This is a genomic window from Sphingomonas sp. IBVSS2, assembly GCF_002127225.1.
Lineage (GTDB): Bacteria > Pseudomonadota > Alphaproteobacteria > Sphingomonadales > Sphingomonadaceae > Sphingomonas.
The window spans coordinates 622,819-635,834 of record NZ_NFUR01000002.1 but is presented as its reverse complement, the minus strand read 5'-3'; the positions used below and the strand labels follow the sequence as shown (position 1 = coordinate 635,834).

The 13,016-nt window shown below is 68.4% G+C and carries 13 protein-coding genes and 1 tRNA gene; 1 reads left to right on the top strand and 13 read right to left on the bottom strand.

The window, feature by feature from the left end:
- Window positions 1-28: 28 nt before the first annotated feature.
- The 12 genes from CAP40_RS09035 to CAP40_RS08985 all read right to left on the bottom strand — a co-directional run bounded on the left by CAP40_RS09035 (window position 29) and on the right by CAP40_RS08985 (window position 8,967).
- The gene (locus CAP40_RS09035; protein ID WP_086129032.1) at window positions 29-679 is read right to left on the bottom strand and encodes a hypothetical protein; all 651 of its coding nucleotides are present in this window, start codon (window positions 677-679) and stop codon (window positions 29-31) included.
- Window positions 679-1,086: a cytochrome c-type biogenesis protein gene (locus tag CAP40_RS09030; protein WP_086129031.1), complete on the bottom strand. Its 408-nt coding sequence runs from the start codon at window positions 1,084-1,086 to the stop codon at window positions 679-681. The genes CAP40_RS09035 and CAP40_RS09030 overlap by 1 nt, the downstream gene beginning before the upstream one ends.
- Window positions 1,083-1,610 (bottom strand): DsbE family thiol:disulfide interchange protein, encoded by a 528-nt coding sequence (locus CAP40_RS09025; protein WP_086129030.1) that lies wholly within the window; start codon window positions 1,608-1,610, stop codon window positions 1,083-1,085. Before CAP40_RS09025 ends, CAP40_RS09030 begins: the two co-directional genes overlap by 4 nt.
- Window positions 1,607-3,532: a heme lyase CcmF/NrfE family subunit gene (locus tag CAP40_RS09020; RefSeq protein ID WP_086129029.1), complete on the bottom strand. Its 1,926-nt coding sequence runs from the start codon at window positions 3,530-3,532 to the stop codon at window positions 1,607-1,609. Before CAP40_RS09020 ends, CAP40_RS09025 begins: the two co-directional genes overlap by 4 nt.
- A 10-nt stretch (window positions 3,533-3,542) precedes the next feature.
- Window positions 3,543-3,977 carry a cytochrome c maturation protein CcmE gene (gene ccmE, locus CAP40_RS09015; RefSeq protein WP_086129028.1) on the bottom strand — a complete coding sequence of 145 codons (435 nt, stop codon included), beginning with the start codon at window positions 3,975-3,977 and terminating at the stop codon, window positions 3,543-3,545.
- Window positions 3,974-4,108 carry a hypothetical protein gene (locus tag CAP40_RS20760; RefSeq protein ID WP_256924095.1) on the bottom strand — a complete coding sequence of 45 codons (135 nt, stop codon included), beginning with the start codon at window positions 4,106-4,108 and terminating at the stop codon, window positions 3,974-3,976. Before CAP40_RS20760 ends, ccmE begins: the two co-directional genes overlap by 4 nt.
- Window positions 4,105-4,824: a heme ABC transporter permease CcmC gene (gene ccmC / locus CAP40_RS09010; RefSeq protein WP_086129027.1), complete on the bottom strand. Its 720-nt coding sequence runs from the start codon at window positions 4,822-4,824 to the stop codon at window positions 4,105-4,107. Before ccmC ends, CAP40_RS20760 begins: the two co-directional genes overlap by 4 nt.
- Before the next feature lie 305 nt (window positions 4,825-5,129).
- Complete coding sequence (locus CAP40_RS09005) at window positions 5,130-5,990, bottom strand: sigma-70 family RNA polymerase sigma factor (protein ID WP_218822125.1); 861 nt, start codon at window positions 5,988-5,990, stop codon at window positions 5,130-5,132.
- Complete coding sequence (locus CAP40_RS20645) at window positions 5,987-6,445, bottom strand: carboxymuconolactone decarboxylase family protein (protein ID WP_218822124.1); 459 nt, start codon at window positions 6,443-6,445, stop codon at window positions 5,987-5,989. The genes CAP40_RS09005 and CAP40_RS20645 overlap by 4 nt, the downstream gene beginning before the upstream one ends.
- Window positions 6,446-6,627: 182 nt before the next feature.
- Window positions 6,628-7,677 carry a Glu/Leu/Phe/Val dehydrogenase dimerization domain-containing protein gene (locus tag CAP40_RS08995; RefSeq protein WP_086129024.1) on the bottom strand — a complete coding sequence of 350 codons (1,050 nt, stop codon included), beginning with the start codon at window positions 7,675-7,677 and terminating at the stop codon, window positions 6,628-6,630.
- A 64-nt stretch (window positions 7,678-7,741) separates the two neighbouring features.
- Window positions 7,742-7,818: transfer RNA gene (locus tag CAP40_RS08990), tRNA-His, on the bottom strand.
- A 57-nt stretch (window positions 7,819-7,875) separates the two neighbouring features.
- Window positions 7,876-8,967: a GspE/PulE family protein gene (locus CAP40_RS08985; protein ID WP_256924094.1), complete on the bottom strand. Its 1,092-nt coding sequence runs from the start codon at window positions 8,965-8,967 to the stop codon at window positions 7,876-7,878.
- Window positions 8,968-9,090: 123 nt separating this feature from the next.
- On the opposite strand from CAP40_RS08985, the gene CAP40_RS08980 reads away from it, so the two are divergent.
- Window positions 9,091-9,762 carry a 2OG-Fe(II) oxygenase gene (locus tag CAP40_RS08980; protein WP_179188006.1) on the top strand — a complete coding sequence of 224 codons (672 nt, stop codon included), beginning with the start codon at window positions 9,091-9,093 and terminating at the stop codon, window positions 9,760-9,762.
- Window positions 9,763-10,227: 465 nt separating this feature from the next.
- On the opposite strand, the gene CAP40_RS08975 is transcribed toward CAP40_RS08980, so the two are convergent.
- Entirely contained in the window at window positions 10,228-12,978 is a 2,751-nt protein-coding gene (locus tag CAP40_RS08975) for a TonB-dependent receptor domain-containing protein (RefSeq protein WP_086129022.1), read from the bottom strand.
- Window positions 12,979-13,016: the final 38 nt, after the last annotated feature.

The following is a 13,016-nucleotide window of genomic DNA, read 5'->3' as shown; positions in this document are numbered from 1 at the left end:
CTCGAGCCAAGATCGAGCGTTTGGAACGTCAGCGGGCCGGCCGGCCTTCCCGCCGGGCCTGTTCCTGCAGGAACATCTCCAGCGTGAGCAGCCGCGCCACCAGCGCCGGACGATAGCTCGCCTTTTCCGGCGTCAGCGCCACGGCCTTCTCCCACCAGGGCTCGGCCTCGGCGAAGCGGTTCGCACGGATCAGCGCGAGCCCGTAGAAGAAGGGCGGCCCCGGATGTTCGGGGCTCAGCGCCAGTGCTTTGTCGAAGGCGAACTGCGCGGCCGGCGACAGCTCGTTGCCGTCATATTCGGCGAGCGCCGAGCCGAAGCCGGTCCATAGCGCGACATCCCCGGGCACCTGCCGCACGGCGCCCTGCCACACCTTCACGGCCCGCTCGCGATCGCCCTGGCGGAGCATGCCGTCGGCCAGATTGCCATAGCTCCAGGCATAGGTGCCGTATTTGCCGAACATCGCGTCCCGCAAGTCGATCAGCCCCTGGTCGACCTCGACCCGCTGTCCGCCCGGCGCGACGGGATGGCCGGGGAGCCCCGGGCTGCCCTGCCAGGCATAGCCCGCGGCGCCGAGCATGAGCGCCGTGGCGGGGACGGTCCACAGCTTGCGCGGATAGCGCAGCAGCGCGAGCGCCAGCACCGCGACGATGGCCATCGTGGCGAGCATCACCCAGCCCATCACGCCCCCTTCCTGCGGAACAGGCGCCGTGCAAGCAGCAGGCCGGTGACCAGCAGCACCACCGGCGCCATCCAGAGCGGTGCGGTCACCCAGCTGAACGGCGGATCATAGGTGACATAGTCGCCATAGCGCTGGATCAGATATCCGCGGATCGCCGCAGGTTGCTCGCCCCTGGCGATACGCTCGCGAACCATCGCGCGCATGTCCCCCGCCATCTCGGCATCGCTATCGGCGATCGACTGGCCCTGGCAGACGAGGCAGCGCAGCGTCTCCATCAATGCCCTGGCCCTCGCCTCCTGCCCGGCATCGGGCAGCTGGGTATAGGCCAGCGCCGCCGGCGGCCGGTTCGAATCCGCCGCAGCAGGGGCCGCCAGGAGCAGCGCGAGAAGCAAGGCCGCCAGCCTCATTTCGCCGCCTCCAGCTTGCGCAGTATCGCGGGAATATCGTCCGCCCGGATGTCGCCGACATGCTGGTCGACGATCTCGCCCCGGCCGTTGATCAGGAAAGTCTCGGGCACCCCCGACGAGCCGAGTGCGATCTGGGCCTTGCCGGTGGGATCGTCGCCGATCCGGGCATAGGGATCGCCGTTCCGCGCGAGAAAGGCCCGCACCGCCTCCGGCGTGTCGCGGATCGCGATCGCATCGATCTCCACTCCGGCCTGTTTGAGCTTCAGCAGCTGGGGCGCCTCGGCGATGCAGGGGATGCACCAGCTGGCGAACACATTGAGCAGTCGCGGCTTTCCGGTGGCGAAGTCGGCCGTGTCGATGCCGGGCCGTCCGGGCAGCAGCGGCTTCATCGCAAGCTCGGGCAACGGCTTGCCGATCATCGCCGAGCGGATCGTCCGATCCGCCGGCTTGATCAGCCCGGCCGCGACCAGCCCGAAGATCAGGGCGAACAGCGCCAGCGGTGCCCAGAGCAGCAGCCGCCTCATGGCGCCTCCTCCGCATCGCGCCGTTCCCGCCGCACCCGTCCGATCAGCGAGAGCAGCCCGCCCAGCGCGATCATTGCCCCGCCCGCCCAGATCAAGGTGACGAAGGGCTTCCACCAGGCTCGGATCTGCCAGCGCCCCGCGCCGTCGCCCTGGCCGATCACGGTGTAGAGCTGGCCGTCCAGCTCGGTCGCGATCGCGGCCTCGTTGGTGTTGGTCGGCGGGTTGGCGAAGAAGCGCTGCTGCGGGAAAAGGTCGAATGGCGCGCTCCCACCGCGCGTCGCCTTGAGATGCGCCTCGAGCGCCGACCAGTTGGGGCCGACCGCGGGCCGCACCTCGAGCAGCTCGATGCGGTACGGGCCGACGGTGACGTTCTGCCCGATCGAGATCGCCGCCAGCCGCTCGACCTTGAAGGCACCGTCCGCCGCCATGCCGGCGATGCTCACCGCGATGCCGAGATGCGCGACGACCATGCCATAGAGGTGCAGCGGCGTGCGGCGCAGGTTGCGGCGGATGAGCGGAAGGACGCTGGCGACGGCGAGCCCGGCGGCCAGGCCGAGCACCAGTGCCGGCAGCCACTGCGCCCCGCCCAGCGCGAAGACCAGGGCGAAGGCGATGCCCGCCACGCCGACGGGCACGAGCAGCTTGCCAAACAGCGCGTTCCACTGGTCGCGGCGCCATTTGAGCAACGGCCCCGCCGCCGTGGCCGCGACGAGCGCGAGGCCGACCGGCACCGCCGCCTTCTCGAAAAAGGGTGCGCCGATCGAGAGCTGGACGCCGGCGGCCTGGGCGACGAGCGGATAGAGCGTGCCGATGAAGACGACGCCGAGAATTACCGAGAGCAGCAGGTTGTTGAGCACCAGCGCGCCCTCGCGGCTGACCAGCTCGAAGGTGGTGCCCTGCTTCACCGTGCCGATCCGCGCGCCGAACAGCGCCAGCGCCCCGCCGATATAGAGGCCGAGCAGGGCGAGGATGAAGCCGCCCCGGGTGGGGTCGACCGCAAAGGCATGGACGCTGATCAGGATGCCCGAGCGGACCAGGAAGGTGCCGATCATCGACATCGAGAAGGCGACCACCGCCAGCATCACCGTCCAGGCGCGCAGGCCGTCGCGGGTGGCGAGCACGCTCACCGAGTGGAGCAGCGCAGTCGCCGCCAGCCACGGCATCAGCGAGGCATTCTCCACCGGGTCCCAGAACCACCAGCCGCCCCAGCCGAGCTCGTAATAGGCCCAATAGCTGCCGGCGGTGATGCCGATGGTGAGGAATATCCAGGCCGCCAGCACCCAGGGCCGCATCGCCCGGGCAAAGGCGGGGCCGACGTCGCGCATCAGCAGCGCGCCCACCGCGAAGCTGAACGCGACCGACAGGCCGACATAGCCGAGATAGAGCGTCGGCGGATGGAAGGCGAGCCCCGGATCCTGCAGCAGCGGGTTGAGGCCCCGCCCGTCGAGCGGCGGCGGGCTCACCCGGACGAACGGGTTGGAGGCAAAGGCGAGAAAGGCATAGAAGCCGATCGCGATCGCCGCCTGCGCGCCCAGCGTGGCGGCAAGCGTGCCCCGGGGCAGCCGCTTCTCGAACAGCGCCACGCCTGCCCCCGATATCGCCAGCACGGTGACCCACAGGAGCATCGAGCCCTCGTGATTCCCCCAGGCGCCGGCGATCTTGTAGATCAGCGGCTTCATCGAATGGCTGTTCTCGACGACGAGCAGCACCGACATGTCCGACTGCACGAACAGGACCACCAGCAGGACGAAGGCGACGAGCGCCAGCAGGCCCTGGACGATCGCGACGCGGCGAAGCGCCGTCATCACCATCGGCCCGCCGGCCTGGTCGGCGCCCTTGGCCGCGCCCCAGGCGAGCAGCACCTGCACGAGCGCGAAGCCCGTCGCGAGCCACAGCGCGGCGAGACCGGCTTCGGCGATCACTGCCCATCCCTCATTTGGCTAGCGTCTTCGTCTCGTGCATGTTGCCCGCGGCCTGGGGCGGCATGTAGCGCTCGTCATGCTTGGCGAGAATATTGTCGGCGACGAAGCTGCCGTCCGGCTGGAACCGCCCTTCCGCCACCACGCCCGATCCTTCCTTGAACAGGTCCGGCGTCACGCCGCGGAAGGCGACCGGCACCACCGCCTGCCCGTCGGTCACCGCGAAACGGATCGAAACCCCATCGGCCGCGCGCCGGATCGAACCCTTCTCGACCATGCCGCCCAGGCGGACATGCCGGTCGAGCGGCAGCGGTTTCCCCTTCACGTCGCCGGGCGCATAGAAGAACGCCGCCTGGTCGCGGAGCGCCGACATGGCGAGCGCCGACGCACCGAGGATCGCGCCCAGCGCGAGCAGCACGAGGACCAGCCGCTGATGCTTGGGCTTCATTCGCCGCCGCCCCGCAGCGCCGCGGCCGCCGTCTCGGCGCGGCGCATCGCGGCATAGCTGAACGCCGCGAGCCCGCCGGTGCCGAGCAGCACCACCAGATAGGCGGCAGTGATGAACGGCCAATGGTTCATGCCGCCGCCATCCGCCGCAACCGCGCCTCGACCTTCTGCGCCGCCAGGATCGCGCGCATCCGCATCAGCACCACCCCGGCGAAGACCAGGGTGAAGCCGCCCAGCGTGAAGAAAAGCGGCCAGAGCAGCGCGGGGTGGATCTTGCCCGCCAGCACGCTTTCGCCCTGGTGGAGCGTGTTCCACCAGATCACCGAATAATGGACGATGGGGAGCAGCGCGCTGCCCGCCACGCCGAACAGCGCCGGCACCCGCCCGTCGCCCGATCGCTCGGCATCGGCGCGATCCAGCGCGATCCAGGCGATGTAGACGAAGAAGAGCAGCAGCATGCTGGTCAGCCGCCCGTCCCACTCCCACCAGGTGCCCCAGGTCGGGCGCCCCCAGATCGAGCCGGTGAGCAGGCAGAGCGCCGCGAAAGTGGCCCCCGCCGGGGCGATCGCCCGCGCCGCGACGCTGGCCAGCGGATGCCGCCAGACGAGATAGCTCAGGCACGCGATCGCCAGCCCGCTCCACCCGCCCATGCCCAGCCAGGCGCTGGGCACATGGATGTAGAGGATGCGTGCGCTCTCCTTCTGCACCGCGTCGGGCGGCGTGAGCGTGAGCCCCGCCCAGCAGCCGAACGCCACCAGCGCCACGCCGAGCCAGAACAGGATCGGCGTCAGCGGCCGCGCAATCTTGAGGAAGCGCGCGGGATTGGCGAAGGCATGCAAGACGGGCACGCGCGATGACTAGCGAGGTTCCGGGCGGGAATCCATGGCCTCGCGATATCCAGCGACAGACGCCCGGCCGCGGCGCGAAACGTCGCGAACGTCGCCCATGGCGAGGGATGAGTCCCCCACCGATTTTCCCCGATTTCCCGCAAACGGCGCGCATCGCGCAACTTCCTTGCGCGAGCGTGATCCTATTTTCCCAACCGCTCAAAGAGCGGCCGGAACGATCCGGCCGGGTGAGGGAAACAGACGAAATCCTACATTGCAAGGCGCAGCCCAATTCCTCCCCGAGCAAGCTCGGGGAGGAATTCAGATCAATGCACCGCCCCCAGATGCCCGAGCTTGTCCGGGTTGCGCATCACATAGATGCCCACGATCCGGCCCTCCTCGATCGCCAGCGCGGTGGTTTGCAGGACGCCGCCCGGCTCGATCGTGACGAAGCCCGGCAGGCCGTTGATCATGCCGTAGCGCACCACGCGCGACATCTCCTTGGCGAAGAAGCGGGCGAGCGAGCTGTGGAGCTTGATCATGTCCTCGATGCCATGGATCGGCTTCAGGCCCGCGGGCACCTTGCCGCCGCCGTCCGACCAGAGCGACACATCGGCCGCCAGCAGGCCGCGCAGCGCCCCCATGTCGCCGCTGCGCGACGCGGCGAAGAAGGCGGCGGCGATCTCCAGCCCCTTTTCCTTCGGCAGGTCGTAGCGCGGCCGGGCGGCACGGACATGGGTGCGCGCCCGGCTGGCGAGCTGGCGCGCGGCGGCGGGATCCCGGCCGATCGTCTCGCCCACCTCGTCGAAATTCACGCCGAACACGTCGTGGAGCAGGAAGGCCGCGCGCTCCAGCGGCGAGAGGCGCTCCAGCGCCATCAGCAGCGGTAGCGTCACATCCTCCACTTCCTCCTCCGCCTCGACGACGGGTTCGGGCAGCCAGGGGCCGACATAGGTTTCGCGCCGGGCACGGGCGGACTTGAGCTGATCGAGGCACAGCCGCGTCACCACCCGGCGCAGGAACGCCTCGGGCTCGCGGATCTGGTCGCGATCGGTGGCGAGCCAGCGCAGGAACGCATCCTGCACCACGTCCTCCGCGTCCGCGACCGAGCCGAGCATGCGATAGGCGATGCGCGCCAGCCGCGGACGCAGCGGATCGAAGCTCGCCGCTGCGTCCGCGCCGCTCACGCCGCCGCCACCGCGGGCTTGCCCTCGTAGAAGAGGTTGAAGGCCACCGCGAGCCGGTTCCAGCCGTTGATGGTGTTGATCATCAGGGTCAACTGCACCTGCTCCTCCTCGTTGAACTCGAAGGCGAGCTCCCGATAGAGATCCTCGGGCGCCCGCGCCGTGGATACCAGCGTGAGCGCATCGGTCCATGCCAGCGCAGCGCGCTCGCGCGGCGTATAGCATGGCGCCTCGTGCCAGGCGCTGAGCAGATAGATGCGCTGCTCGGTCTCGCCGGCCTTGCGCGCGTCGGCGGTGTGCATGTTGAGGCAGTTGGCGCAGCCGTTGATCTGCGAAGCCCGGATCTTCACCAGCTCGAGCAGGCTGTGCTCGAGCTTGGGCGCGATCTTGAGCGACATCTCGTACCACGCCTTCATCTCGGCGGGGGCGGCGGCGAACAGGTCGAGTCGGGCAGTCATCATGCATCTCCTTGGTTGGACGCATGCATGACGAGACGGGCGCTCCGGATGTGACATGCCCAGGCGATTTTTTCGCGGACCGGGGGGAAATTCCGGATCCGGGCGCTCCGGCCGAAGCCGGGGCCTTGGCCGAACCGCACTGCCGCACCGGATCCCGGCCCTTGCCGGGACCCGGGTTCGCGCTAACGCCCGATCAGCCGCTGGGCGATGCGATCGGCCACTTCGCTCTGCGGATCGCCGGTGCGGGCGCTCTCATCCCACACTTCGACCAGGCGCTCGGGGATCTTCTCCACGCGCGCCATCACTTCGGCCATGTTGCCCTGGCCCAGATATTCGAGGCCGACATTGATGATGCCGCCCGCGTTGATCACATAATCGGGCGCATAGAGGATGCCGCGATCGTGAAGCCGCTGGCCGTCCGCCCGGGTGGCGAGCTGGTTGTTCGCGCCGCCGGCCACCACCGTGGTCCTGAGCGCGGCGATCGACTGTTCGGTGAAGATCGCGCCCAGTGCATTGGGGCTGAGGACGTCGGTCTCGATGCCGAGGATGTCCGCCGCGTCGATCGCCTCGCCGCCGAGCTCCGCCGCCAGCGCCTTGGCGCGCTCGGCATTGACGTCGGCAAGGGTCAGCTTCGCGCCGTCCTTGGCGAGCAGCCGGGCGACGCCGCCGCCTACCGAGCCGACGCCCTGGATCGCGACGCGCACCCCGGCCATCGAATCGGCGCCGAGGCCGCGCTTCGCCGCCGCCTTCACGCCCAGATAGACGCCGCGGGCAGTGATCGGACCGGGATCGCCGCCCGCCCCGCCTTCCGCGACGGGCAGGCCGGAGACGTGGCGGGTCTGAGTCGCGACGACCTTCATCCGCGCCTCGGACATGCCGACATCCTCGGCGGTGACATAGCGGCCGCCCAGCGATTCGACCGCGCGGCCGAACGCCTCCAGCTGCGCAGTGGTGACGGTCGCGCCCGGCTCGCTCGCCAGGATCACGCCCTTGCCGCCACCGAGCGGCAGATTCGCCATCGCATTCTTGTAGCTCATGCCGCGCGACAGGCGCAGCGCGTCGGTGATCGCGGCGCGGGTGTCGGCATAATGCCAGAAACGCACACCGCCGGCCGCCGGGCCGAGCTTGGTCGAATGGACTGCGATGATTGCGCTCAGCCCCGACTCGCGGTCGCTGAACAGGTGGACGCCCTCATGGTCGTCGAAATCGGGGAAGCCCCAGTCGGTGATCACGCGCTAGATTCCTGCGGAGGGTGCCGCACGTCTATGTGCCGCGCGCGGTCACTAGGGGAAGAAATGGGGCGGATGACGGGACTTGAACCCGCGACCCTCGGTACCACAAACCGATGCTCTAACCAACTGAGCTACAACCGCCGTGAAGAAGGCGCGCTTAGCCGGGGCCGATACGAAGCGCAAGATAATTGCGGGCAATTATCCGCGTGAAATGCGTACGGCCTCTTCCGGCGTGGTCAGCCCCTCGCGCACCAGCGCCCGCGCCGCCGACCCCAGATTGGGCGCACGCAGGAAGGCGTGACGCGCGAGAATGGCCTCGTCCCCGCCATCGTTGATCAGCCGGCGGATCGCGCCATCGGCGACGATCGCCTCGAACACGCCGGTCTCGCCGGTGAAGCCGGTGCCCTCGCAGTTCTCGCAACCCACCGGCGCATGGACGATCGCGCCCGAATCGAAACCGAGCAGCGCCGAAACCGATCCCTGAGCCTGCACCGGGCGGCGGCAATCCGCGCAGAGCCGCTGCACCAGGCGCTGGGCGAGCACCGCGGCCACGGTGGAAGCGAGGCGAAACGGCTCGACGCGCCAGTCGCGCATCCGCCGGATCGCCGAAACGGCATCGGGCGCATCGATCGCGGCGAGGACGAGATGCCCGGCCTCCGCCGCTTCGGCCACCGCGGCGGCGGCTTCGCGCCCGTCGAGACCATCGAGCGCGATCACGTCCGGATCCTGCTCCAGCGCGGCGCGGATCGCGGCCGCGCCGGCACATCCCTCGATGCGCGTCGCGCCTTCGACGGGCAAGGTGCCGATCGTCGCGATGTGGCGAGTCGAGCCCGAGAAATGCCTGAGCAACGCCGCGATCGTGGTGCTGCGGCCCGATCCCGCCGGCCCCGCGACGAGCACCAGGCCGCCCCGGCGCAGGGCCGGCAGCAGCGTGTCGACGAGTGCGCGGCTCATCCCGATCGCCTCGAACGCCCGCTCGCGCCGCTCGCCGCCGTCCAGCCGCAGCACGAAGCGTTCCGCTTCGCCCTGTGCCAGCACCGATACCTCCGCAAGGCTGCGGAAGGCGGCGGCGAGCGTGCGATCGGCAGGATGGTGGCGCGGCTCGGTGAGCTGGCCGGCGACGCGCATGCGCACCGTGGCGCCGGCCGGGCCGATCTCGAGATGGATGTGCGAGGCGCGGCGGCGGCGTCCCTCGGCGATCAGCGCTTCCGCCGGAGATCCGGCATGGGGGTCCGGAAAAAGCGGCGGCTGGGGCGTATCCGCCACCGGCACCGGCGCTTCGGTTTCCATGTCCATAGGGTCCCCTCTGCGAAGCGTCATGCGCTAGGCACATCGTGTGACATGACGCTTGCGCTTTTATGACGATTTAGCGTCGTGCTGGCGCTGCGGCATGGCTTTTGGCAGAAAGCCGCGATGCAAGATGCCGTCTCCCCGCTCCTCAATCTCGGCGCCGGCCACCCGTCCGAGCCGGTCGTCGACCACATCATGCGCTGGCCCGGCGTACAGCGCGTGCCGCATCCCAAGATCGCGATGTTCATCGCCAAGAACTTCCTCGAACCCGAGCTCTGCCAGCTGCTCATGATCAAGATCGATGCGGAGCGGCGCCCGTCGACCATCGCCGACGCGAACGACGACTATGCTTTCCGCACCAGCGAAACCTGCGACTTCAATTCGAACGACCCGGTGGTGATGGAGTTGAAACGGCGGATGACGGCATTCACCGGGCTCGATCCCACCCATGGCGAACCGATGCAGGGCCAGCGCTACGACATCGGCCAGGAGTTCAAGGCGCACACCGACTATTTCGAGCCGCAGGGCCGCGATTTCGAGAAATATTGCGCGGTCGCCGGCCAGCGGACCTGGACGGTGATGCTCTATCTCAACGAAGTCGAAGCCGGCGGCGCGACGCGGTTCAAGGCAATCGACAAGATCATCCAGCCCGAGACCGGCAAGGTGATCGCCTGGAACAATTTGCGGCCGGACGGCACGCCCAACCCCTCTACCCTCCACCATGCGATGAAGGTGCGCGCGGGGCTGAAATACGTCGTCACCCAATGGTATCGCGAGCGCCCCTGGGGCTGGTGAGCCGTACGGAACCGCGCCCAAGGTCGAAACCCGATCAAGGCTTTGATTCTATTCGCCGTATCGATCTCCTTCGTCATCCCCGCGAAAGCGGGGAACCATCTCCCCGATTTGCCGCCAGCTTCACCGGATAGGTGGGGAGAACGCACGAGATGGGTCCTCGCTTTCGCGGGGACGACGCGGTTGCCGATTGGATCGCGACCCCAGGGTCGGGACTCGATCCACAAACCGCGTCCACCCTGCGCGGACAGGGATCCAGGGCAGCGCAGCGTGCAACGACGCCACGAGGCGAGCGCTCTCCGGCGAGCGCTGGGCTCGACCGTGCGCGACCTGCCCCTGGCCTGGGTCCCCGCCCGCGCGGAAGGACGAAATAGGAGGCCTGGATTCCAGGTTCCCAAGCTGGAGGCAGATCGAAGAACGGCCGGCGGGGCTCACACCCCGCCGGCCGCTTCGTTTCCGGACCTCGGGTCAGAAGGTCGTGCTGACGCCGAGCGTGAAGACCCGGCCCAGATTGTAGCGATTCACCAGCACGACACTGCCGTTCGGGAAGGTCTGCCGCTCGTCGAAGCGGGTGCGGGTAAGGTTGCGCCCCTCCAGCTTGAGCTCGAACTTGCCGCCGGCCAGCTCGAAGCCCTGGCGCGCGACGATGTCGAAGCGGATGCCCGGGCGCTCGATGATGTCGGGCTGGAACCCGTTGCCCGACAGGTTCGAGGGGCCGCGATTGGTCACGCGGTCGCTCGCATAGTTGAACAGGAACGTAAGCTGCGACAGGCTCTGCGTGTCCTCGATGCCGAGCTGCAGGTTGACCAGGTGATCCGACTGGCCGGTGAGCGGCGCCCCGTCGCGGAACTGCAGCCTGGCCGGGCCGAAGCCGGTGGCGCAACCCGCCAGCGTCTGGTTCAGCACGTTGGGCGCGCAGCTGCTATCCGCGGTGATCGACGAATGGGTGTAGGTGTAGTTCGCGATCACCAGCGCGCGCCGGGTGCTGAAGAAGCCGCCCAGCGTATCGAGCGGGAAATATTTCTGCAGCTCGACTTCGCCGCCATAGAGCTTCGCCTTGGGCAGGTTGGTGAAGCCGGTCTGCAAGCGATCGTCGGCGCCGGTGTAGAAGCCCACCTGCTCGATCGGATTCTCGATCCGCTTGTAGAAGCCCGCCAGCGTGAAGCGCTGGTCGCGCGCGAAGAACCACTCGAAGCGCGTCTCGAAATTGTAGAGTTCCGAGTCGCGCAGCAGCGGGTTGCCGAAGAACAGGCGGTCCGAGTCCGGATCGCGAAACTGCTGCGGCGCCAGTTCGCGGAACTGCGGGCGCGAGATGGTCTTCGAGAAGCTGTTGCGCAGCTGCATGTTCTCCGCAAAGTTCCAGGTGACCGTGATCGCCGGCAGGAAATAGTCGTTGTTCAGGCGCTTGCCGGTCGTGCCGATCGGCGTGACGCTCTGCTCGGCCTTCTCGTAGCGGACGCCCGCCACCGCGCGCAGCCCGTCCAGCGCCTCGGTCTCGGCCTGGAAATAGCCCGCGTTGATGCGCAGCTTCGCATCATAGGCATAGGCGCCGAGCGGCGTGTTGAACTGCATCTCGATGGTGCAGGCGCCGCGGCCGACCTGCGGGCAGGCATTGTTCACCACATCGGGGCTGAGCAGATAATCCGGACGCAGCAGGTTGTACGGATAGCCCGGCGCGGTGCCGCCGCCGGCGCTGGTCTGGTAGTTGAACTGCAGGCGCCGCGAGAAGCGGCTGGTATCCGAATAGAAATAGCCCGCCGACAGGGTGAGCGGAATCGGATCGAGCTTGTAGACCAAATCCGCCTGGCCGGTCCAAAGATCCTCGTTCAGGTCCGAGAAGATGATCGAGGCGAACGGCGAGAAGCGCTGCGTGACCTGGTACACGCCATCGCACTGCATGCCGCCGATGCCGTTGCCGCCGTCATATTTGGCCGGGGCGCCGGTCGTGGTGGTCGGCGAGCAGAGATAGTCGAACTGGCGCTCATAGGGCGCGTTGCGCTTCGAATTGGCATAGGCGCCGCGCAGATCGAGCCGGAGCGCCGGCGAGAAGCGAAGCTCGCCGACCAGCTGGCTCTCGAACAGCTGGCGTTCGAACCAGTTGGTGTTCTGCTGGAATCGCAGCCCGCTGGCATTGTTGTAGATCGTCGCCGCCGAGCCGCGCCCCTGCTTCAGCACGTCGCGGATATAGACGTTGGTCCAGCGGATCGTGCTGTCGCCGAACGAATAGCCGAGGCCGAGCAGCGCGTTGCCGATGATGCGGTTGTCGGTGAGCAGCGTGTGGAAGTCGTTCCGGATCGCGCCATTCTGGGTGACGCTGTCCTGCTGGCGGATCGAACGGGTCCGGAAGGTATTGCTGTAGCCGACCGAGGTGATCACGCCGAGCCGGTCCGACCCGAGGTCGAACGCCATGCCGGTGCTGATCTCCCCCGACCAGTTGGCCGGAAGATGGTCGTTGCGCTGGAGCAGCGTGGTCGAGGCATTGGAGAGCTGGAGCACCTGCCCGGCGGGGATCAGGCCCGAGCCGGCCGGGGCGTTGCGGATGAAGTCGGGCACGCTGCGCGTGCCCTTGTCGAAGCCCAGCCAGTCGGTCTTGCTGCCGAAATAGGTATAGCCGAGTTCGCTCGTCGTCGCCGTGTCGGCCGAGATCGACCCGCCGATCGTCACGAAGTCCTTGTCGGGAATCGCCTTGGTGGTGAGGTTGATGACGCCACCGCCGAACTCGCCCGGATAGTTGACCGAATAGGTCTTCTGGACGAGCGCGGACCCGACGATCGAGGTCGGGAAGATGTCGAGCGGCACCGAGCGGCGCAGCGGCTCGGGGCTCGGCAGGGCCGAACCGTTGAGCAGCGACGAGGAATAGCGATCGCCGAGGCCGCGGACATAGACGAAGCCGCCGCCCACGACGCTGAGGCCGGTGACGCGCGTCAGCGCGCCGGCGATATCGCCCTCGCCCGTGCGCGCGATGTCCTCGCTCGACAGCACCGACACCACTTGCGGGGTGGCGCGCACGACGTTCGGGATATGGCGCCCGACCACGACGATGTCGGTCATGTCCATGTCCACGCCCGGCGCGGAGACCTCGGGGGTCTTCTGCTCCGCCTGCGCATCGGTGGTGGACGGCGCGGGCGCCGCCTGCCCCGTCGTCTGGGCGAGCGCGGCCGGAGAGACGAGTTGAGACGTCAGGAGAAGAAGCGTGGCGTAAGCAAGGCGTCGCTGCATGGCCGTGTCACCCAGTAGAATTTATGAGCAATGTCGGG

Coding starts and splice junctions, on each gene's coding strand:
- CAP40_RS08980 (WP_179188006.1), top strand. CDS start 9,091: ATGCAAGATGCCGTCTCCCCGCTCCTCAATCTCGGCGCCGGCCACCCG.
- CAP40_RS08985 (WP_256924094.1), bottom strand. CDS start 8,967: ATGGAAACCGAAGCGCCGGTGCCGGTGGCGGATACGCCCCAGCCGCCG.
- CAP40_RS09025 (WP_086129030.1), bottom strand. CDS start 1,610: ATGAGGCGGCTGCTGCTCTGGGCACCGCTGGCGCTGTTCGCCCTGATC.
- CAP40_RS09035 (WP_086129032.1), bottom strand. CDS start 679: ATGGGCTGGGTGATGCTCGCCACGATGGCCATCGTCGCGGTGCTGGCG.
- CAP40_RS20645 (WP_218822124.1), bottom strand. CDS start 6,445: ATGACTGCCCGACTCGACCTGTTCGCCGCCGCCCCCGCCGAGATGAAG.
- CAP40_RS09030 (WP_086129031.1), bottom strand. CDS start 1,086: ATGAGGCTGGCGGCCTTGCTTCTCGCGCTGCTCCTGGCGGCCCCTGCT.
- CAP40_RS20760 (WP_256924095.1), bottom strand. CDS start 4,108: ATGAACCATTGGCCGTTCATCACTGCCGCCTATCTGGTGGTGCTGCTC.
- CAP40_RS08975 (WP_086129022.1), bottom strand. CDS start 12,978: ATGCAGCGACGCCTTGCTTACGCCACGCTTCTTCTCCTGACGTCTCAA.
- ccmE (WP_086129028.1), bottom strand. CDS start 3,977: ATGAAGCCCAAGCATCAGCGGCTGGTCCTCGTGCTGCTCGCGCTGGGC.